Consider the following 21,922-nt stretch of genomic DNA (forward strand, 5'->3'; position numbering starts at 1 on the left):
TCAGAGGAAGGGGGTGGCGGTGCTCCTCTATCTTCGGTGCTGGCAGTCTGCCAAAATCGGCGCGGTTAATTCTGGAAAACCTTTTTCGGTTTCCTGCGGTACTAACGGTGTAGACCCGCTTGCGCCCATGCTGAAGACACACGATTTAACAAAACGATACGGCAGCTTTCTGGCCCTCGATCACGCCAATATCGAGGTCGCCCGGGGAGAGTGCTGCGGTGTACTCGGCCCCAACGGAGCTGGCAAATCGACCCTTTTCCGCATCTTGATGGGTTTTCTGCGGCCAACGCACGGCCGCGCGGAAATTGGTGGAAAAGATTGCCAGAAAGCGAAAAAAGCGGTCCATAGCTTGGTTTCTTACTTACCAGGCGATGTCCGTTTATTCGGCGAAATGAAGGGGAAGCAGGTCCTCGATTTCTTCGCCGATATCCATCCCCGCGGCAGTCGCGAACGATCGTACGCCACGGCCAAGCGACTGGAACTCGATACATCGCGCCGCGTCGGCTACATGAGCACCGGGATGCGGCAGAAGTTGGGGCTCTCGATTGCCCTAGCAACCGACGCTCCGATGCTGATCATGGACGAGCCCACGACCAGTCTCGATCCGAACGTCCGCGGCGAAGTCATCCGCATGATCGGCCAAGCCCACAAGTCGGGCAGGACAGTCGTTATTTGCTCGCACGTGTTGTCCGAGATTGAAGACATCTGCGATCGGGCCATCATCATGCGGCAGGGAAAGGTCGTCCACGATCAGTGCCTGCAAGATTTGGCCCGACAGCATTCGGTTGTGTTTCAGCTCATGCAGCCGCTGCCCCGCGTTCCCGAAGGAATTCGTAATCGAGTAATTTCTGCCCGGCAGCACGGCCACACCGTTCACCTGGAAACCGAAGGGGAACTTCGCGACGTGATGGGCTGGATCACACAGTTGCCATCCACCGAACTGAAAGTCACGCGAATGGGGCTTCGCGAGGTTTACGACCGATTCCACGCCCCGGTAAGCGAGCACGCGGCATGAACCTGGCCATGTTACGGCAAACTTGGCGCGAGTCGCGTCTGCTGATGCTCGGCTGCTCGATCGCGCTTTTCGCGTTCTGCTGGGTGCGCGTATGGATTGTCGGCCGGATCGACATGAGCCGCTTCCAAGGCATCCTGGAAATCTTGCGGCCCGAGTTCGAGAACTTCTCCGCCGTCGACTTCGAGCAAGCGTTGACCTACCCCGGCCGCGTGGCGTTCACGTTTACCGAGCCGATGGTCATTCTGTTGATCGTTGTGTGGGGCATTGCTCGGGGCAGCGATACGGTCAGTGGTCCGCTGGGCAAAGGGACCATGGAGATGATGCTGTCGCAGCCGGTCAGCCGTTTCCAGTATCTGATGAGCAAGAACCTGATGACGTTGTTTGGCGCCGTGGTGATCGCCGCGAGCGCCTACGCAGGGTTGGCCTGTGGCATCGAAAATACAACGGTCAAACGAGAAAACCAGCCGATCAAGATGCAGATCCCTCTGGTGAAGATCGAAGTCGAAGTACCGTTTACTCGAGACGCGAATGCTCCCACGCGCATGCCCCTCTCCGACTTTGTCGACAAGGAAGACATGTTCCCTTCGGCTCTGAATTTACTGGGTCTGGGGATCTTCTTCGGAGGCTTCACGACGCTGATGTCTTCATGGGATCAGTACCGCTGGCGAACGATCGCCATTGCAGCCGCGTTCCTGATCATCCAACTGATGCTGCGCGTGCTGTCCTTGTCACTCGAAGAAATGACCTGGCTGCGTTACACGACGATCTTTTCGCTATACGAACCAGAGGTCTTGGTGAGCTACGCCATCAATACGAAGGACGGGGCCTGGAGTTTCTGGTTTCAGAAGTCGCAGGAAGAGTGGCGACCAGGCGGACTGGCCTACCTGAGCTTTCTTACCGGCGGCGGACTGGCTGGCTTTGCCGGAGCGACCTGGATCTTTTGTCGGCGCGATCTACCCGCTCCGGTGTAATAATTACTAACGCTGGATAGGCGCATGAAAAAAGCCACGCGATGATTCGTGTGGCTTAAGCGAAGCACGGGAGGAGGGACTCGAACCCCCAACCCTCGGTTCCGAAGACCGATGCTCTATCCATTGAGCTACTCCCGCTTGCATTTTCGGCAATTGAGTGATGATACCATTTTGCCATTCGGCCGCAACTACCGCATCGGACAGTTCTTAGGTGACTCAGGTTCGCCAAGCGGCCTAATCTCTGCCGTTTTGCGCAGTACTCGCGAAATTGCTTTCTGTGCTGCATAATGTTAGCGGCAGCCAGCTGCCCAGATACCTCATCGCTTACCGAGCAGAAATCCACAAGTTTATGGCCTACATCACGTTGCGGATCATCGACGGCGCCGACCGGGGGGCGGTATACGAGGGGTTGGAGACTCCGGTGTCCATTGGTCGCGAAGAAGGGAACACGCTTCAGCTCAAGGATGACCGCGTTAGCCGCTTCCATCTGAAAATTCAGGAAGATCACAACAAAATCGTCCTGACCGACCTGGAAAGCACCAATGGAACACGCGTTAACGGCGAAGATATCCATCTCCGCATTCTCCGTCATGGCGATATGATCCAAGTCGGGCGATCGGTGATTATCTACGGCTCGGAATCGCAAATCGCGGTTCGCCTGGCCGCGCTCCGCAAGCAGCAGGAAGAAAAGGAAGGCAATCTTCCCGACGACGATCGCACCCACGGTCCCAACGATCATGAAGGAGAGTCGTCGCTCGAATTCGAGCTGAACTGGAACGCCCAGCAAGACGACCTGCAAGCCGCCATCTATTCCCTTCAACCGCCTGAGCTTCCGGAACGCCTCAGCCCCGCCCAGGCAGCACAGCTTGCCGAGTTGATGGACTACGTGCACATTCGCATCCGACATCTACTGGTGAGCGTGGAAGTGAACGAACGGACCGAAAACGTCGTGCTCGAAATGCGCGAGTGGCAAAACCTGTTGGATCTGCAATCGCGACTGGCCATGCTCCTGCGCAGCATTGGCGAACCCGAGTAGGCGTGAACTTCGAAGTTCATCGATTTTGGCTGCCAAAATCGTAAGAAGGTTGAGCTCTTCTGCGAGTTACAGTAATCAGCATCTCTTTCGGTTTTCAATCGCCGTCAACCTGATAGAATCAACTGGTTGATGAGTCTTCTCGCTGCGTGCTTCTAACACGATCGCAGCCCAGTCCATGGAGCGGAGCCCGAATGAGCCAGTCGTTCGTCCATTTGCATTGCCATTCGCACTACAGCCTTTTGGACGGAGCGGGTCCGATTCCCAAGCTCGTGACGCGTGCCAAAGAGCACGGCATGAATGCGTTGGCTTTGACCGACCATGGTAACCTGCACGGGGCACTGCAGTTCTACAACACGTGCCAAGCGAACGAGATCAACCCGATCATCGGGTACGAGGCCTACATCGCGCCGGGCAGCCGCCTGGAAAAATCAGGCGGTATGCGCGGCTCGAACTATCACCTCACTTTGCTGGCCCAAAACAAGACAGGCTTCAAGAACCTGGTGAAGCTGGCCTCGGCCGCCTACCTGGAAGGGTTCTACTTCAAGCCGCGTATCGATAAAGAACTATTGGAGAAATATCACGAGGGAATCATCTGCCTGAGTGGCTGCGTGAGCAGCGAGTTCTCGAAGATCGTGATGAACGGAACCAATACGGCGGAGGTCGTCAAAGAAGCCGAGGAAACGGCTGGCTGGTTCCACAAGTTGTTCGGCGATCGCTACTTCATCGAGATCATGAACAATGGTCTCGATATCCAGAAGATGCAACTGGAGGGCGCGGTCGACGTTGCCAAGAGGATCGGCCTGCCGCTGGTAGCCACCAGCGACACGCACTATGTCGATCAGAGTGATGCCGAGGCCCAGGATATCCTCTTATGCGTGAACACCGGCAAGTTCCGTACGGATGCCTCGCGAATGAAGATGGAGAACGACCAGTTCTATCTTCGTAGTCCGGATGACATGTACGCGAGTTTCCCAGGCTTGGAAGATGCCTGCTCGCGTAGCCAGGAAATCGCCGACACCGTCGACATTGACCTGGAACTGGGCAAGCGCCACTTCCCCTCCTTCAAAATCCCCGAAAGCAAGACGGCCGACGAATATCTCCGCGAGCTTTGCATTCAAGGACTCAAAGAGCGTTACGAAGGCAACGAAGAGATGCTGCCTGGCGGCGAGTTGAGCGAAGTCGTCATGGCCCGCTTGGACCGCGAACTGGGGGTGATCAGCCGACTTGGCTTCCCGAACTACTTCCTGATCGTGTGGGACTTCGTGGTCGAGGCCCGCAAGCAAAACATTCCGGCCACGGCTCGTGGTAGCGGTGTGGGTGCGCTGGTGTGCTACGCCCTCTATTTGAGCCACGTCTGTCCGATCAAGTACGACTTGCTGTTCGAGCGATTCCTGGATGAAAACCGCCTGGAAGCCCCTGATATCGATATCGACTTCGATAAAGAACGTCGGGGAATGGTCATCAAGTATGTGAAGGATAAGTACGGCGAAGCGAACGTCGCCCAGATCGGTACGTTCGGTACGCTAGCCGCCCGGGCCGCGATCAAAGACGTCGGCCGCGCGATGGGGCTGCCGCTGGACATGGTCAACGAAGTGACCGGCATGGTGCCCGATCAGCTGGGTATCAAGCTGAAAGATGCGCTTGCCCAAAGCGCGGACATGCAGTCCGCCTACAACGCGAACCCGGACATCAAGGAACTACTCGATCTGGCGATGAAGATCGAGGGGCTGGCACGCAACGTCGGGACGCACGCGGCCGCCGTGGTGATCGCGGATGAACCACTGACCGAGTACGTTCCGCTTTGCCGCGTTTCCGGCAAAGACGACATCATCACTCAGTGGTCGATGAATGACGTCGAAGCGGCCGGTCTGCTGAAAATGGACTTCCTCGGTCTGCGTAACTTGACGATCCTGCGAAACGCGGTCGATCTAATCAAGAAGGTTCGCGGCGAAGACCTCGACATCTTGCGGCTTCCCTTGGATGATAAAGACACATTCGACCTCCTGAGACGCGGTGAAACGAAGGGTGTGTTTCAGCTGGAAAGTGGCGGCATTCGCGACCTGTTGAAACGTATGAAGCCGGACAGCTTCCTCGACATTATCGCGACCAATGCGCTCTATCGGCCTGGTCCGCTCGAAGGCGGGATGGTCGACGACTACATCGAGGTGAAGCATGGTCGCAAGGAAGCGGCTTACAAGCATCAAGTGCTGAAAGACGTGCTGGAAGAGACCAACGGGGTCATGGTCTACCAGGAACAGGTGATGCGGATCTTGAATCGCCTGGGTGGCATTCCGCTGGCCAAAGCGTACACGTGCATTAAGGCGATCAGTAAGAAGAAAGAATCGATCATCCAGGCCAATCGCGAGCAGTTCCTGGAAGGTGCTCAAGAGAAAGGCCTCACCAAGCAGGAAGCCCAGGACTTCTGGGACATGATCGTCAAGTTCGCCGGGTATGGTTTCAATAAGAGCCACTCAACGGCTTACGCACTGGTCGCCTATCAAACGGCCTACCTGAAAGCGCACTACCCGATCGAGTTCATGGCCGCGCTTCTTTCCGGTGACATCAGTGGCCGAAACTTCAAGACGAAGGACGCACTGGTCGAGCACATGGAAGACGCTGAGCGGATGAACATCGAAGTGGCTCCGCCTGACGTCAACCATTCCGATGAAGAGTTCACGGTGAAGGACGGCAAGATCGTCTTCGCGCTAAGTGCCATCAAAGGTTGCGGTGGCGGTGCGGCGGAAGCGATCGTCGCGGCGCGCGAGAAAGACGGTCCGTTCACCGACATTTTCGACTTCTGCGAACGCGTCGATCCGTCGCAGTGCAGCAAGGCAGCCATCGAAACGTTGATCAAGGCCGGTGCATTCGACCGCCTTGGCGGGCATCGGGCTCAATACGTTACGGCGCTAGACAAAGCGATCCAGTCCGGCGCCTCCGCGATCGCGGACAAGAGGGCGGGGCAAAAGAACCTTTTCGCTGCCGTCGAAGATCCCGCGGAAGAAGCCAAAGCGGTCGTGCTTCCCGATGTGCAGCCTTGGCCAGACAAAGAAACGCTGGGCTACGAGAAAGAGTGTCTTGGGTTCTACTGGTCGAGTCATCCTCTGGCCGAGTACAAACGTAAATTCGAGATGTGCTGTAGCCATAGCACCGCGAATCTTACCGGCCTCAAAGACAAAACCGAAGTCACCATGGGCGGCATGGTCGCCTCGATCAAACTCGCACACACGCGTAAGGCGCGGCCCGGAAGCACCCATACCAAGTACGCTAACTTCGACCTGGAAGACGTCGATGGCGGTATCCGCTGCATCCTATGGCCGGAAGACTATGCCAAGTTGGGCGAGTCCCTCAGGCCGGACGGCGTTTACATCATTTCGGGTCGACTCGATCGGCGAGGCGGTGATGACGAGGCGAACCTGATCGTCAATGAGTTGATTCCCATCGAGGAAGTGGAAACGCGATACGCGCGCGGCGTGATGGTTCGGGTCGACCAGCAAGTCCATGGCGAAGATAAGCTGCAAACGCTTGTCGAGATCGTGCGTGGGTATCCTGGCAACTGCGAACTGAAGCTTCTGCTGGTGCTGGAAGATGGTCGTCAGGTCGCCCTGAAAAGCCAGAAAGGAGTCGACCTTTCCCCGGAAATGCGGACCCGCGTTGATGAACTTCTTGGGGAAGGGAACTTCGAACTTCTGCTCAGACGCCCTGCTTCTGGAGGGGTCCGCAACTCGGCATAGCGTTTTGTAACTAATTGCAAAACAAGTACTTAGACCGATTTTTCCGGTTATTCAGGCGGCGATCGAGGCCAGGGCCAACGAATCGTCCCTCTTTTCGCGAATTGCTTGCCTTTCCTATCCCCTCAAATTAAGATCACTGGTAACCCTTGCCTGATTGTTCAAGGGATTCAGGGACAGTACGCCTTGGGTATGCGATACTTACTTAAGGTCTCCCAGGACTCTGCGTCCACCAATCCTTCACCTTCTCGAGCTCAACTGTATCCAGGGATCTGCTATGGACTTGCGACTAACGAAGCTTTTGTCGTTTCTCTCGGTCGCCCTTTTGTTGCTATGCACTGGCATTGCCGAAGCACAGAACCAAGATGATAACCCCATCGCGGCAGGTATCTATGTCGACGCCGAGGGTGTGCTGAAGATGCGACGTGCCAGCGATCCGACCGGGATGCTCATGAAACAGCGGGTTCAACAAGCAGCTTCGGTGCTGCCTGCCGAACTGAATCGCCCCAGCAAGCTGCGTAAGGTTTCGCTCAATCGCCTTGAGAAGGCCGTTGCCGAAGCCGTTGCCAAGGGTGGCGGTATCCCAGAAGACATGAAAAACCTGGCTGGGCTGAATGAAATCAAGTACGTCTTCTACTACCCGGAAACGAAAGACATCGTTCTCGCCGGTACGGCCGAAGGCTATGTTCGGGATCTCAATGGGGTCAGTGTTGGTACCTACAGCGGCAAAGCGACTCTCCAGTTGGATGACCTGATCGTCGCATTGCGTGCGTTTGGTCCATTTACTGACGGTCCGAACAACGTGGGCGTCTCGATCGATCCCACCAAGGAAGGCCTCGCGAACCTGAGCCAGGTGATTGCCTCGATCCCACAGACCAGCGTTCGCCCCGGCGATACCCGCAGCATCGTCACTGCGATGAAGAACGCTCTGGGTAACCAGATCGTTTCAGTTCGCGGCATCTCGGCGAACACGCACTTCGCTCGCGTGATGGTTGAAGCCGACTACCGTATGAAGCTGATCGGGATCGGCCTGGAACAACCACCGGTCAACATTCCCAGCTACGTCGAAAAAGCTCGTCCAGGCTCGATCGCATCCAACGCCATGCAGCGTTGGTTCTTCGTCCCGAACTACGACTGCGTCAAGGTTTCGGACGATGGCCTGGCCATGGAACTTCAAGGGGACGGCGTGAAACTCATCGGTGCCAGCGAAATGGTCACCATGCAAGGTGGTCGCCAACAGACTAACGCCGTCGATCGTGCCAGCTTCATGTTCACCAGCACGTTCACCAAGAAGTATGGCGAACTGGCCGAACGAGAAGCCGTTTATGGCCAGCTTCGCGACCTGATCGACATGCTGATCGCCGCGGCTTACATCCAAGAGCAAGACTACTACAACCAGAGCGGCTTCGATCTGGGCGTGTTCGCCGACGAAGATGCCTACCCGGTTGAAACATTGCCCGCCCCTGAGACGGTCGAAACAGCCGTGAATGCCATCTGGAAAGGCAATCGCCTGCTGACCCCAATCGGCGGTGGTGTTGAAATCAACGCCAAGCAGGCCCTGACCCCAGACAACGTCCAGAAGGATGAAGAAGGAGTCCTGGCAGAGACCCAAAAAGGAATCTCGCTCCAGAACCTGGCCGCCGGACAATGGTGGTGGGACTAACCTCCTGCAAGCGTCATCGAATTTCCAGGAACGCCGGATCGCACGATTCGGCGTTCTTCCGTTTCTTGAACGATATCACTAGAAAGCAGCCCAGTTCGCCCAGCCCTCGCCCCGGTTATCGATCGGACGCGATGTTTCTATAATGGACGACGATCATCACAACTCACCCCGATACAAAACAAGGGAATACCGATGAAAGTTGCCACCATCGAAACCAACAAGGGCACCATCAAGCTGGAACTGTTCGAAGACAAGGTCCCCAAGACGGTCGGTAACTTCGAGAAGCTGGCCGGCGAGGGCTTCTACGACGGCCTGAAGTTTCACCGCGTGATCGCGGACTTCATGGTCCAAACCGGTTGCCCTCAAGGCACCGGCACCGGCGGCCCAGGCTACAAGTTCGAGGATGAGTTCCACCCCGACCTGAAGCACGATGGTCCTGGTATCCTGTCGATGGCCAATGCCGGTCCCAACACGAACGGCTCGCAATTCTTCATCACGCACGAGGCAACCCCGTGGCTCGACGGTAAGCACTCCGTCTTCGGCAAAGTGATCGAAGGCCAAGACGTCGTCAACGCGATCGCCCAAGGGGACAAGATGGAAAAGGTAACGGTCAGCGAAGAATAGTCTGCTGCCACTCACCAACATTCGCTCAAGCGGTCTTCAAGTAAGAAGACCGCTTTTTGCTTGCGCCCCTCACTTCTCTGGCTGAGGCTGAACTCGATCGACAACCACAACACGAACATCGCACACGTTAGTGTGCGTGGGGCCCGTCTTCACCAAACGGTTGAGTGGCGCGAAGAAATGATACGCGTCGTTCTTTTTGAGAAAGTCTTCTGGCTTCAAGCCGCTCGCGTTCATCGCGGAAATCGCTTCGGCATCCATCCATGCTCCCGCGGCATCCGTTGGGCCATCCTCACCATCGGTTCCGCCACTGAGGATCGCAATCCCATCGAGCGCATTATCTCCCCGCTGCTGCATGGCCTCCACCGTCGCGGCCAACACCAGCTGTTGATTCCTACCACCCAAGCCGCGCTTGGACGGGTCAACAAGCTTCACGACCGGCTCCCCTCCCGTGATCAGACAATCGGGGCCAGCTTCGTTTTGCATCTTGATCCCCATCCGCATCAGATGCTGCCCGATCTCTTCTGCTTCTCCTTCCATCCCCCTGGCGCAGTGCATCACGTGTGAGTATCCCCGCTTTTCGGCTTCGATACCCGCGGCATCCACGGCGACGGCGTTGTTGCCGATGATCCAGTTGGCAACGCTGCACGTGGTGCGGGAATCATTCCTCGGATGACGCTTGGCTTTCTCTTCCAGCACGCGGACGATATTGGCGAATCTCTCGATGTGCGGCACGCCATACATCTTCAACACGTCGAGCGCATCGGCCGCGGTCGTCGTATTCGGGACGGTGGGGCCGGATGCAATGACGTCCAGCGAATCCCCTAGCACGTCCGAGATGATCAGACTGACGAGGTTGCCCGCCTTACAGCTCATGGCCAGACCATGTCCTTTGATGCGGCTTAGCTGCTTGCGTACCGTGTTGAGCTGCTCGATGTTGGCACCATTGCCGCTGAGAAAGCTCGTGATCTCTTGCTTCTCACTCAGACCGATGCCGTCGATCGGCGAAGGCAGCAGCGCCGAACCGCCCCCTGAGATCAAGCCAATGCACAGATCATGAACGGTCATTCCTTCGCACATTCGCAAGATCTGCCGCGAGATCTCCACCCCTTCGACCGTTGGCGAGTTCTGCCCGGCGGGCCGGCCTGCTTTCAGTTGAATGTGCGAAAGCTCCTGTACGCAGTCGGCAGGCACGCTGACGATTCCCTGCACATGCTTTTCGTTGAGGACTTTGTCACCCAAGGCCTTCTGCAGACCGATTGCCATCCCGGCGCCCGCCTTACCACCGCCGATCACGAAGATTCGTTTGATGGCCGCGAGGTTGAACCGCGACTCCCCGACGAAAAGCGTGTCCTCAACCACTTCGACGGCATCGTAGACGAGTTCGTCGCTCTTGACCGCATCGACTCCAGCTTGCCAAATGGCTTGGACGTCTTCGGCAAGTTGCTTCGGGGAACGTTTCATGGTGCACCTCTTGCGATCCGTGCTGCAAAGCGGAGGCTCATTGAGAGAAGAGCAACAGCACCTATGCGGCTGCCCTAAGTAATATGACAGATGCCAAGGCGCTGGCCAAGGAATCGGCCGATGCTTTCCCTCTCAGGAAATCCGTACGATGTCGGTCCACTGCTGCTTTTGTTCGACCAGAATCTGCCCCAAGGGATTATCTTCGTCGGCGCAACAAACCAAGCCGATGAGATACCCGCTCCCTTGGTGATCGTATCGTCCGGCGACCGCAGTCCAGGGGCTTCCTTCGCCATGCTCGCCCGGTAGGTTCGCTTGGGCGAAGAAGCGTTGACTGAATCCGCGCGTACTCATTTGCCCAGGCCAACGATAGACATCCGGTCGGTGGGCTCTGATAACGGCCATCATCTGGGGAAGAAAGTTCTCCATCAACGTCCGCAGGGTTTCCTCGCTCAGCTGATCGTGCCCCCGTCCGGCCGCCGCGACGACGATCGCCACGATCCGCACCGGCACGTTGTAGACGCGTACCTCCGGCCCCATCAGCGACTTGGGCCCTGAGGCCACCATCGGATCGATGGCGATTTCCACTGGGTTAACCTCCGGTGGCTCGTTCTTCTTTGGCAGGATGTAGAGATAAAAAATGATTCCCACCATGATCAATCCAAGAATCAATCCGCCCAGAAGGGGCGATGGGAATGGCAATTCACCAAAGTAGGCCAGCACGGTCACAGATTTACTCAAGGCGGTGGGAAGAATAGCAACACCCTGATCGTAGCGAATCGAAAGCAGCAATCGCAACCAGAGAAGCCGTTTTCGCTAACGCGATGTCCTACGGTTGGTAGGTTTGAAAGCGATCACCCGCTTCGGCACCAAAGCCGGGTGCAATCTCCGGCCCGCGCGTCGCCTCGTAAGTCGAGACCGTAATGTCATCCAGAAAGACTTGGCCGACGTCGGCCAGTTCAACCGTCAGATTGAACGTGTCGGAATCGCCGGTGGCCCGCATCAAACTGAATTCGGTCCACTCGGTCGCATCGGTCATATGGATCCCCAGTTCTCGACCGCCGAGCGTGTCGTGAATCAGCACACCGCCGGTCTCAGAAGACAACGGCTGTGGAATGCGAATCCATCCGCGGATGAGCACCAGCCGACCTGGCGGAACCTGGACCATTGCGCTGCGAACCGCGATCGGCGCTTGTTCCGGTCGCGCATACAGCCCTTGCTGATCTGGCGAGACTCGAAGCGAAAGGGAATAGTTCCCAGCGTGCGGCCGTTGCGGCGATAGCTCGACGGCCGACTCGAAACCTGGCTGAGGCGAACGAACCTGAATCCATCCGCTGGATAGCAGAAAGGTAAGGTCTTCCATATCGCCTGCCGGCAGCGTGTTCGGCCCAGGACGAAGATAATTCAAGTTGCCTTGCAGTCGCGAAGCAAATGGCACCAGGTCGTGCGAGATCAGCGTCGGGTTGGTCAGCGGAAACGTATACTGCGATGCCCATTGAGCCCACTGTTGCCGCTGCACAGAGGCTACTTTTCGCTCGGCCTGGGTCACGTAGCGATAGGCCGTTTGCAAGTTGTACTCTTCGTACAGCGTGCGGGCCTGGCGAATGTCAGCCCATGCAGAATCAATGTTGCGGCGGATCGCCGGCGACTCGGAAGGTGACTCGAGTGCCGCTTGGACGCTGCGAGCCAACTCGAACTCGTGATTCACGGCCTCCATTCGCAGGCGGACGATCTCGGTACGGTGCTCATCACTGCGGCGACGCATCTCACGAATGACACGTGGGTCTTGCGTCAAGAAGACAAGTGAGACATGTTCGCTGGCATCCAGCTGAATCTGCATGTCCCCCAGCCCACGACTATGATTGACCGGGTGAATGCCGCTGTCGCCGATGCGATACGCTTCCGATGCCATCGGCACACCTCGTACTCGGACGTTCACCGGGCGATCGGGCAGGGGATCGACAACGAACTGATCTTCCGGCCCAGTTCTCACGGCGATCAACAGAATGGCCGTATCGGTGGCCAACATCGAGACATGCACGTTGGGGTCACTGGAAATCGCTCCATTACGCGGACTTCCTTGGGCAATCCAAGGATAGATGAGTTCAATACGGCGGTTGATGACGTCGAGTGCCGTCCTTCTGGCGAAGTCTACCGGGTGATCTTCATTGAGCGGCGTGTTGCTTTCGAACACGATACCTCGCACACCGTTGGCGATCGCCAGAAACGCGGCCTTTTCCAGCTGATACGGCTGGAACCCCATGGGCACGCGCGACTCCTGGGCGAGATACGAAACTTGCCGCTGGGTGGCAGGACTGAACTGCGTCGGTATCACGGCCCAACGAGTCGCACTGGGCGAGGCAAACAGGCCCCACGACTGCGTCCATTTGGCATAATCGTCGAGCGACTGAGATGTGCCCAGCGGCGAGCGACGGGTCGCGATGATCTCGCTGTGCTGACTGTAGTCATGAACTCGATTCGGCGCGATGGCCAAGACGGGACGGGGCTTCTGTCCGTCGAGAAGCCGTAAATCGGCGGCTCGAATGGCAAAGTCGGAGAAGGCATCTTGGCCTGAGGTGATCGGCAGTTCCCAAGCAAGAACCGCCGATTGTTCGGCCGGGCTGCGCGTCTCGGGCGGCGAACTGACGCTCCACATGTTGTAACGCAGCAACTCTCGCTGAAGCTGTGGCGAAGGGGCACGGCTCGTTCGGATGGCGTTGAAACCAAGGCCTCGCAGCAGTGATAAGGGTTCACCGTTGTAGTCGATGACTCGCGGGACCGCGGCGTGATCGTTCAACTCGATGACCTGACCATTGGAAGCCGATTCGCTGCGGGGTGGTGCCAATTGCACATTCGCGCCGGTCGTCCCGGGCAAACTTCCCATGCCGCGAAGTCCGCTGGGGTTGGTCACTCTTTGCGTCACCGTATTGACGTTTTGAACATTCAGCAGACCTTCCACTTCCAGGTCATCAATCTGCACACGTATGAGTCCTGGTCCGGTGTAGACGTTCAGCAAGACCATGTCGACATATGCTTCCCGCGGATCGAACTGCGGGCCATGTTCGCTGCGCAGCGCGGTGACCTGGTCGTTGACTTGCTGGTCGATATTGCGGATGCCGATCTGGTTCCACTGGTCAGGCTGTCCGGCTCGGTCCCCGAGAATGCGCGTCGTGATCGGCTGTCCCGTGCGGGGATCGCGACTCCGCGGAAAGACAACCTGCGCGGCAAACTGAATGCCTGATCGATCCGACTTGATCCAGACAGACAGCGAAAGATCCGGGACAACGCGTGCCGGAGTGATGGGGTGGCCGTAATAGGCGTACGAACCCTGCGAAAATCGCAGCGCAATCAATTCACTACTGGCCCCAAGATGCGAGTTGCCGACAATCCGCTTATGGTCGAGCCGACTTGCTGGGGCATCGCCCTCGAGCGGCTTCCAAGTTGTTGTCGCCGATTCGAAGTCTTCGATCACCGCCGCCAGCGCGCAGCAAGGGAGGGTCGTGATGCTCAAAAGCAACACGAGCAGCAAACGGAGAAAAAAACTGGTTTGTCGGCGGGGCGCTTTCACGCCGAGTGTTTCCTTACTGCAACGGCATGTTTCTTCAGTCGTAAGTCGTGCTTGTACCTAGATTTAGAAACCATTTCCAGATCAATCGCGTGGTGAAAATACCACATGTCGGAATGCTTCCACTTTTCACGAATAATCGTAAGCTGTTTGGCAATTGCAACTTAGGTCGTTTAGCATAAATGCATGCACGCATGTGGCACGGGGGCTGCAAATAATCGTGTCAGAAGCGAACAACCCAATTGCGGAGAAACCACATGAGCCAAGCCAACCAACGAGTCGACGACCAAGCTGCCGCCCAAGAAGAACTGCCCAAGGACCTGGTCGAGTTGGCGATCATGATTGCCAAGCTGCCGGAAGAGCACCGACAAGAGTTGGAACCAGCCGTCAACAAAGTGATCGAGAACAGCCGACGCCGCCGTCGCATCTACACTTTGGTGCAAGAAGCGTTGAGCCAATTGCGTCTGGATATGAAGTACCTGATGTTCGACCTGGAAGCGACTCGACGCGAACGCGATCAATACAAAGCCGACTCCAACGACGGCGGCGACGAGAACCCAGGCGAATTCTAAACCACGGGCAATTGCCCCCTCGATAAACCTATCAGCGCGTGGCAACACCTACCCCGGCGGGAGCAATGTGTTGCCACGCGTTCTTTTGCCCTCCTCCAGTTCCCAACCTAAAAGAGCGATCGAGCCAACATTTTGTTGCAACGCGTCTGTTTTTGTCGGTACACTTAACTAATGGCTGTTGGGACAACTATTTCCTGCCCGCAGTCCTGCCTGGCAAAACATTTCCCCCCCGCAAACGTTGAGGAGTTCCCTATGAAGTCGGTTCTATCCGTCTTTGCTGCGTTGGCCTTGCTGGCCGCATTCTCTGTGTCGGCCGTGGCCTCTGAAGATGTCCTGAAAGGCGAAGTCAAAACGCTGGAAGGCAAGAAGGTCGACTTGTCCGAGTACAAGGGCAAGGTTCTGTTGATCGTGAACGTCGCCAGCAAGTGCGGCAAGACGCCCCAGTACGAACCCCTTCAAGCGTTGTACGAACAATACGGTGATCAAGGCTTTGCGGTCCTCGGCTTCCCTTGCAATCAGTTTGGCAAACAGGAACCTGGCACCGCTTCGCAGATTCGAGAGTTCTGCACCGAGAAGTACGACGTGACCTTTCCGATGTTCGAGAAGATCGAAGTCAACGGAGAAGGCACCGCGCCGCTGTACACCAAGTTGAAGAGCTTTGAATCCGATCCTGGCGACGTGAAGTGGAATTTCGAGAAGTTCCTGATCGGTAAGAATGGTGAAGTGATCCAGCGTTTCCGTACCCGTGTCGAACCAGACGACAAGACGGTCATCGAAGCGATCGAGACCGAATTGAAGAAGGAAAATTAAGCGTCGCAATCCCTCTGGGTGCGTGCTAGTCAAATCATAAGAGCCGCTGGCCTAGGTCGGCGGCTTTTTTCCATTCAGGCCCACAGCGGCCAACTTTGTGATAATAATAGGGACGTTCCCCATTTCATTCTCTCCCGCTGCAAGGCCGAACGTTTTGCCTGAATCCATCCTTCAACAGCAGTTGAAAAAGGAACAGCCATTCGAGTCTCTCGAATTGGAGACCTTTCTCAACCTGCTTCGCACGCACAACATGATCGCGGCCGCGCCCGGCCGTTTGATGAAACGGCACGGCCTATCCAGCGCGCAGTACAACATTCTGAAGATCCTGGACTCACATCACGGCGAAGGCCTGCCGTGCCTGGAAATCGTTCAGCAAATGGTGACCCGTGTTCCCGATATCACTCGTCTGGTCGATCGTCTGGCCGAAGCTGAACTGGTCGAGCGCAATCGGAGCGAGAGCGACCGCCGAGTCGTGATGATCACCATCACCCCCAAAGGGCGCAAGCTGGTGGAAACGATTCGCCAGCCGCTGCTGGAAATCCACAAACAAAACCTCGGGCACATGACCGAAGAAGAGCTTTCGCAGTTGAATCAACTTTTGGTGAAAGCTCGCATCCGAGCCGAAGCAACACCCCTTTGTGATGGGTCGGAGTAAGGAGAAGGAATCTACTGGCGGCTTTTCCCTCTTCTCTCCTGTCGAACTAGGCACTAAGAACCAAATAACCATGTGTGGCATTGCCGGGGCATTTTGGGTCGATCCACAGCACGAAGTGAGCGAAGAGGTGCTGCGCCGCATGACCGACTCGCTGGCTCATCGCGGCCCTGACGACTCAGGGATCTATCACCGCTTCCCACACGAACATGGCCCCTATGGCACCGTGCCAGGAGTGGGCCTTGGCCATCGCCGGCTTTCGATCATCGACCTGGCTGGCGGCCATCAGCCACTGGCCAATGAAGACGAAACCGTATGGACCGCGTTCAACGGCGAGATCTTCAATTTCCATTCGCTCAGGGCTCGCCTGGAAGGGGCAGGGCACACGTTCCGCACGCACTGCGATACCGAGGTGATCGTTCACCTTTTCGAGGATGAAGGGGTCGACGCGTTTTCCCACTTCAATGGAATGTTCGCCATAGCCGTTTGGGACCAGCGTCACCGGCGTATCGTCCTGGGTCGCGATCGCCTGGGACAGAAACCGCTCTACTACTGCGTGCATGGCGACCGGCTTCTCTTCGGAAGCGAACTCAAGGCTCTCCTGCAAGTGCCGGGACTGCCACGCGAAATTGACCCTGGCGCGATCGATGCCTACCTTACGTATCAATATGTGCCCCATCCGCGAACGATCTTCCGAGGGATTCACAAGCTACCGCCAGGCTGTTATCTGACCTTCGATGGAAAGAACCTCGAGATCGCCAGTTATTGGAATCCCGATTTCAGCCGCGAAATGGCCATCAGCCTGGACGACGCCAAGGCCGAACTCATCCGGCTCTTCACCGATTCGGTCAAGCTTCGCCTGCAAGCCGATGTCCCGCTGGGGGCGTTTCTATCCGGCGGAATCGATTCTTCACTGGTCGTCGCCACGATGAAACAGCTCACCGATCAGCCGGTGAAGACGTTTTCCATTGGCTTTCCGCAGAAGGAATATGACGAGACCAGCTATGCACGACAAGTCGCCGAGCACCTGGGGACGGAGCACCATGAGTTTCAGGTGACGCCTGATGCGCTCGAGATGTTACCGAAACTCATTCATCACTACGATGAACCGTTCGCCGATAGTTCCGCGATTCCAACATGGTATGTTTCGCAAATGACTCGCGAGCACGTCACGGTGGCTCTCAGCGGCGACGGAGGGGACGAACTCTTCGCGGGTTACGATCGCTACAAAGCCGTGCGTCTGGCGGCGGCGGTCGATATGTTTGGTCCGGTCGGACGCTTCGGATCCAAGCTCGGCATGAAACTCTTACCGGCCGGTGGTCCCCAGAAATCAAGGCTGCGACGGGCACGACGTTTTGCCGAGGCGATCGCGATGTCTCCGGGCCGACGGTACCTGGACTGGATCAGCATCTTCAATGAAACACGTCGCGGTGAGTTATATGATGATGGCTTCGTCGAAAGGCTTCCCGATACCGACCCTTATGCCTTTCTTTACTCGGCCTGGAAACGCTCCGGCAAACGGGACGCCCTGACGGCCGCTTCGTTGGCCGATCTCACGACTTACCTGCCGTGCGATCTGAATACTAAAGTCGACATCGCCTCGATGGCTCATGCCCTGGAATGCCGGCAACCGTTCTTGGATTACCGCCTGGCCGAGTTTGCGATTCGATTGCCGTCGAAGTGGAAGTGGCGGATGGGTCGCGGAAAGTTTCTTCTGAAGCACGCGTTCGGAGACAAGCTGCCGGAAGTCATTTGGAAACGTCGCAAGATGGGCTTCGGTGTGCCGCTTAACACATGGTTCCGCGGACAGTTGAAAGAACTACTACACGATACGCTTACAAGTGAAACGACCAAGAGCCGTGGGTATTTCCGTCAGGACACCATCGAGACACTCTTGCGGGAACACGATACGAACCAGTTCGACCATAGTGCCCGGCTGTGGGCACTGTTGGTGCTAGAGCTTTGGCATCGCGAGTGGGTTGACCCTTAGCGGCTGGTTCGCTCCGGTTCGTCGGCGACGCGGAACAGTTTTCGTTCCTGCATCAGAACGCCTTTGGGCCCCAGCGAAACGGCCAGCCAACCTTCGTGTAGGGCCAGCTGATTGACCTGGAATTCGGCCAGACGCGGATCGACCTTCGCTCCCGCGGGAAAGAGCGGGATCTCGTGCTTCTTGGATAGCACCTTCAGGAAGACAGCCCGCAGCGCGATTTGATCGCGAAAGCCCAGGCGTTTCCCCTTCAGAAAGACGGTACTGTCCCGCACAAGCTTGGCATCGAAGTCAACGCTAGTAGGACTATAGAGTGCCGAAACTTCCAAATCTTCCCAGTGGTTGTCATCGACCGTCAACGAATCGATGCGCAGGGTCAGTTGAGCCTGACCGTCCTTGAACTCGACGCGGATCGGATCGTCTTCCGAGAACTTAAAGGCCACTTCCGCGGGAAGCTCTTCATCGACATCACTCTGAACGGCGGGGAATCGCGTGCCAATTTCCATCAGGAATTCTTTCGGCGTCATCTCGCGGCCCCCCAGACGAAGCTGGCGGATCAAGTTATTCAGACCTGACTGATGCAGTTGAGCACTGAGAACACTGTCGATCGGGCTACTGGGCCGAGGCGTGTGGGCGGCCAGATGCCGAGGACCAGCGGCGCGAAAACGGCCGGAGATGCTACGGCTGGACGTGCTTAAATCGACCACCGAAGGATCCAGGCCAAGACGAACCAGCGGCTGAACGACGTCCACGTACAGCTTGTCTTGCCACTGTTGAACCTTGTCGTTGAGCTGCTCATTCAACTGTGTTTCGGCCTGACGACGAACTTTGCGTTCGACTTCCGCTTCGGCAGCGTATTTCTTCTCTTCGGTTTGACCACGCGCGACGCTACGAACCAAGGAACCGATCAAGGGGATTCCGTCATAGTCGCTTTTCAGGTTATCCACGCTGGTGGTCGTATCGGCTCGAGCCACAGCCGGCGATACCCAGAATCCCTTCGGATTAACAACCACTTGTTTCGCGGCGTGGTAGCGAGATCGTCCACGATTGAAGATCTTCACCGGCCCGCTATGACTGGTCGTTTGGCTGTCGACGTTCCCCAACACTTCCAGTTGGACTCGCCACTGCTGATCGTCAGGCACCGGGCGGACGTGCAAACGAGTCACGCTGCGGCTGCGACCCAGCACGCGTGCCCCGAGAATGAAGTCATCCACCCGCGATTCGTCGGGCTGAAGCTCCGGCATAAAGGCCTGCATGAACTGCTGACTGACTTCAAATCGCGTGTTCGCATTGCGGTACGTGTGATCGATCAGCTGGCCGAATTCGACGATCGGCTGCTCGGCATGATGCTGCAGTAAGCTGGATTCCATGGCGATCAGCTTCGCATCGGCGGCCGATTGTTCCTGTTCGTACCGTTCGACGGCTGCGAGGGTCTTTTCGGGATTGAAGTTGATCCCCAACCATGGCCGCAAAGAATTAGCCAGGTTCACGAAGGGTGCCTGAGCGAGAAGCTGCTTTTGAGCTTCGTCGAACTCGCCCCCTTCCAGCCGAGCCAAAACCTGGTTGGCTACTTCCTGCATCTGCTGAGGCGAGGCATTCGATTCCATTGCCTGGCGTAGCTGTTTTAGTTGCAGGTAATCGCTCCAACTGAGCAGTTGACCGCCGTCACGCAAGATCGCTTCAGAATCTTCCAGGTGCTGCTGCAGGTTGCCCAGCGTCGTCGGAGAAGCGCTCAGCTGAATGCCACTGTGGATAATGTCGTGCGCTGCGTTCCACAGGTCGATCCGCCGCAGCATCGCGTAATAGGTTTGGGTGATGTCGGTGCGCTGCCAGCCGTAGTCGAGCGTATCGACCATGGAAACGGCTTCGCCGGTGACTTCCGCCAACCGTTTGAGGTGCTGCGAAGCAGGGGCCGTGCCAATGGTCGATTCCTCTCGTAGCTTTTGAAGTGCCGTACGGAGGTCGCTGGCCCAGCTCTTGGTTTCGGGATACTCGTCCAATCGCTCAAGCATCGCGTCCAAGTGCGGCGTCTTTGGCCAACGGTACGTGACCGGACGAGCAGCATCCACTGGGGGCAGAACCTTTGGCGGTTCGAGGGCTGGAAGAACGTCCGCGGCACTCTCTGGCTCGTCTCCCACGCGATAAATGTTATCACGGTTGCGGGTGTCAGGACGGTAAGCGACCAGCGGCATCCGTTCGAGCTGCGGAAGCTGGCTGGCGACCGGTAATTCAATGACAGGATCTCGCCAGGGACTGACTTCCACCGGGGGAAGCGTCTCAATGGTTTGTGGAGCCAGCAGGACTTCCACCGGTTCTTCCAACGGCTGGGTGACGTCGTTGGGATCTGGTTCAGGCGGAGCTTCGACCGGCAACAACATATCGCGGATCTTTTCGACCGCTTTAGGCAACTGCTGGTGCAGATGCCGTAGATCCGGCAGTCCATAGCTCGAGCCGGCAGACTGATCGGCTGCGACGGGATCTGACTGTTTGGGACGAACTTGTTCGAGTGGCTGGAACTGCTTCTTCGCCGGCGGCTCCAACTCCATTTTGAAAAGAGCTGGATCGTCGAATGCCGAGCGAGTTTCCACTTCCGGCGGCGCAGACAACAGGTAAGACGCCTGACTGAGGATTGCCAGGTGTACCAGTACGAACCAAACTCGCTTTAGCAATTTGGTTTCCATCCGCCTTATGATCGTCACGCTCAAGAAGTTACGCCGGGGGTCTTAAGGAGCCAGCACTTTCGCAATAAGCCGTCTCTCCCCTACATCGGTCATGACCGGGTCGGAACTCTACTTCAGACGATAAAGATGCACTGCTAGCTGAGTGTAATTAGCAGTAAGCAGTAGAAGCGGGTGGTTTGCTACGAAGCTTCTTCGTCAGACGGCAGCCGATAGATGCCGACATGCGCAGGGGAATAGACCCGGACATCCCAGTTCTCGGCATCCGGAAGCTGGGCCCCATCGAACTGATCATCGAACTCGACGATCAGGATGCTTTCCGGGGGTGCGGCCTCAAGTAGGGTTACCATCTGCTTCTCCATCTCTTCCCAGCGAGAGACGAAAAAGTCGTACGGTGGGCAAATGAACACGACCCACGGCGTCCGCGCAACTTTGCCCAGTTCCTTTTTAACCCACATAAACGAGTTATGGGCATAGATGGTGATCAGATCGGTGATCTCCAGGGCCTCGGCATTGTTTCGGATCAGCTTCGAGGTTGGTACATGACGCTCGATCAGGTGGGCCTGAATCGCTCCGCGGCTGATCGCTTCCAACCCTAGCGCTCCGGTCCCAGCGAAAAGGTCGATCGCGATCTTGCCCTTAATTGAGGGGCCAATCAGATTGAAGACCGCCTCTCGAACCCGTTCCTTCATCGGGCGGGTTCGAGTGTCGCCGGAATACTCGATCTTCTTATTCTTCAGCCGGCCGCCAATAATTCGCATCGGGGCGTCGACACTCGGCGGTTGCGTGGCAGCACCGCGAGCGGGTTTCTTCTTCACGGGGCGACGTTTGGCCATTGAAGTCCGGTCGATCGGAGGATATTACAAGTTCAGCGAGCACTTATGGTAGCATGGAGCGGCAAGCTGCGCACCCCCACCTGAGACACACTTTTATGAATGACGAACAACGTGCCGCGATCGAAAAGTGGCGTAAGCGACAGATCTATTGTGTGGCAGTCGGCAATCTGGCGGCGATCATCTTCCTGATGGGAATTGCTTTGGGGAGCAATCTGATCCTCGGAATTGGCGGCGCCGCGTTTCTCGTCTGCCTGGGTGGAATATTGGTGGGGGGGTATTTCGCCCATCGGATCGCAAATTCGTCTTCGTTGTAAATGCTTGCAAGAG

The 21,922-nt window shown here is 56.9% G+C and carries 16 protein-coding genes and 1 tRNA gene; 11 read left to right on the forward strand and 6 right to left on the reverse strand.

Going from position 1 to position 21,922, the window contains the following annotated elements; all coding sequences use genetic code 11:
- The first annotated feature begins 127 nt into the window (after positions 1-127).
- Both Pan97_RS24725 and Pan97_RS24730 read left to right on the forward strand, forming a co-directional pair.
- The gene (locus tag Pan97_RS24725; protein WP_144977506.1) at positions 128-1,015 is read left to right on the forward strand and encodes an ABC transporter ATP-binding protein; all 888 of its coding nucleotides are present in this window, start codon (positions 128-130) and stop codon (positions 1,013-1,015) included.
- An 8-nt stretch (positions 1,016-1,023) separates the two neighbouring features.
- A complete protein-coding gene (locus Pan97_RS24730; protein WP_165698962.1) occupies positions 1,024-1,986 on the forward strand; it encodes an ABC transporter permease subunit in 963 nt (320 codons plus the stop codon).
- Positions 1,987-2,051: 65 nt separating this feature from the next.
- Here the strand turns inward: Pan97_RS24730 and Pan97_RS24735 are convergent.
- Positions 2,052-2,124, reverse strand: a tRNA-Arg gene (locus tag Pan97_RS24735).
- A gap of 211 nt (positions 2,125-2,335) precedes the next feature.
- On the opposite strand from Pan97_RS24735, the gene Pan97_RS24740 reads away from it, so the two are divergent.
- From Pan97_RS24740 to Pan97_RS24755, 4 genes are all read left to right on the forward strand, one after another.
- Entirely contained in the window at positions 2,336-3,022 is a 687-nt protein-coding gene (locus Pan97_RS24740; protein ID WP_144978652.1) for an FHA domain-containing protein, read from the forward strand.
- A 191-nt stretch (positions 3,023-3,213) separates the two neighbouring features.
- Positions 3,214-6,753 carry a DNA polymerase III subunit alpha gene (gene dnaE / locus Pan97_RS24745; RefSeq protein ID WP_144977511.1) on the forward strand — a complete coding sequence of 1,180 codons (3,540 nt, stop codon included), beginning with the start codon at positions 3,214-3,216 and terminating at the stop codon, positions 6,751-6,753.
- A 274-nt stretch (positions 6,754-7,027) separates the two neighbouring features.
- Positions 7,028-8,413 (forward strand): DUF1598 domain-containing protein, encoded by a 1,386-nt coding sequence (locus Pan97_RS24750; protein WP_144977514.1) that lies wholly within the window; start codon positions 7,028-7,030, stop codon positions 8,411-8,413.
- A 192-nt stretch (positions 8,414-8,605) separates the two neighbouring features.
- Positions 8,606-9,037 carry a peptidylprolyl isomerase gene (locus Pan97_RS24755; RefSeq protein ID WP_144977517.1) on the forward strand — a complete coding sequence of 144 codons (432 nt, stop codon included), beginning with the start codon at positions 8,606-8,608 and terminating at the stop codon, positions 9,035-9,037.
- A gap of 69 nt (positions 9,038-9,106) precedes the next feature.
- Here the strand turns inward: Pan97_RS24755 and Pan97_RS24760 are convergent, their stop codons facing one another.
- The 3 genes from Pan97_RS24760 to Pan97_RS24770 form a co-directional block, all read right to left on the reverse strand.
- Complete coding sequence (locus tag Pan97_RS24760; protein WP_144977520.1) at positions 9,107-10,498, reverse strand: glycerate kinase type-2 family protein; 1,392 nt, start codon at positions 10,496-10,498, stop codon at positions 9,107-9,109.
- Between the two features lie 132 nt (positions 10,499-10,630).
- The gene (locus Pan97_RS24765) at positions 10,631-11,293 is read right to left on the reverse strand and encodes a hypothetical protein (protein WP_144977522.1); all 663 of its coding nucleotides are present in this window, start codon (positions 11,291-11,293) and stop codon (positions 10,631-10,633) included.
- A gap of 31 nt (positions 11,294-11,324) precedes the next feature.
- Positions 11,325-14,063 (reverse strand): hypothetical protein, encoded by a 2,739-nt coding sequence (locus tag Pan97_RS24770; RefSeq protein ID WP_144977524.1) that lies wholly within the window; start codon positions 14,061-14,063, stop codon positions 11,325-11,327.
- Positions 14,064-14,317: 254 nt separating this feature from the next.
- On the opposite strand from Pan97_RS24770, the gene Pan97_RS24775 reads away from it, so the two are divergent.
- From Pan97_RS24775 to asnB, 4 genes are all read left to right on the forward strand, one after another.
- The gene (locus tag Pan97_RS24775) at positions 14,318-14,632 is read left to right on the forward strand and encodes a transcriptional regulator (RefSeq protein ID WP_144977526.1); all 315 of its coding nucleotides are present in this window, start codon (positions 14,318-14,320) and stop codon (positions 14,630-14,632) included.
- Positions 14,633-14,884: 252 nt separating this feature from the next.
- Complete coding sequence (locus tag Pan97_RS24780; RefSeq protein WP_144977528.1) at positions 14,885-15,442, forward strand: glutathione peroxidase; 558 nt, start codon at positions 14,885-14,887, stop codon at positions 15,440-15,442.
- Positions 15,443-15,596: 154 nt separating this feature from the next.
- Positions 15,597-16,097, forward strand: coding sequence for a MarR family winged helix-turn-helix transcriptional regulator (locus Pan97_RS24785; protein WP_144977530.1), 501 nt, complete (start codon positions 15,597-15,599; stop codon positions 16,095-16,097).
- A 70-nt stretch (positions 16,098-16,167) separates the two neighbouring features.
- A complete protein-coding gene (gene asnB / locus Pan97_RS24790; RefSeq protein WP_144977532.1) occupies positions 16,168-18,084 on the forward strand; it encodes an asparagine synthase (glutamine-hydrolyzing) in 1,917 nt (638 codons plus the stop codon).
- On the opposite strand, the gene Pan97_RS24795 is transcribed toward asnB, so the two are convergent.
- Together Pan97_RS24795 and Pan97_RS24800 are read right to left on the reverse strand one after the other, a co-directional pair.
- Complete coding sequence (locus tag Pan97_RS24795; protein WP_144977534.1) at positions 18,081-20,762, reverse strand: hypothetical protein; 2,682 nt, start codon at positions 20,760-20,762, stop codon at positions 18,081-18,083. The two genes, asnB and Pan97_RS24795, sit on opposite strands and share 4 nt — an antisense overlap.
- A 179-nt stretch (positions 20,763-20,941) precedes the next feature.
- Complete coding sequence (locus Pan97_RS24800) at positions 20,942-21,595, reverse strand: RsmD family RNA methyltransferase (protein ID WP_144977536.1); 654 nt, start codon at positions 21,593-21,595, stop codon at positions 20,942-20,944.
- 95 nt (positions 21,596-21,690) lie between these two features.
- On the opposite strand from Pan97_RS24800, the gene Pan97_RS24805 reads away from it, so the two are divergent.
- Positions 21,691-21,909, forward strand: a complete 219-nt coding sequence (locus tag Pan97_RS24805; protein WP_144977537.1) for a hypothetical protein — start codon at positions 21,691-21,693, stop codon at positions 21,907-21,909.
- The last annotated feature ends 13 nt before the right edge of the window (positions 21,910-21,922 follow it).

Source organism: Bremerella volcania, assembly GCF_007748115.1.
Taxonomy (GTDB): Bacteria; Planctomycetota; Planctomycetia; order Pirellulales; family Pirellulaceae; genus Bremerella; species Bremerella volcania.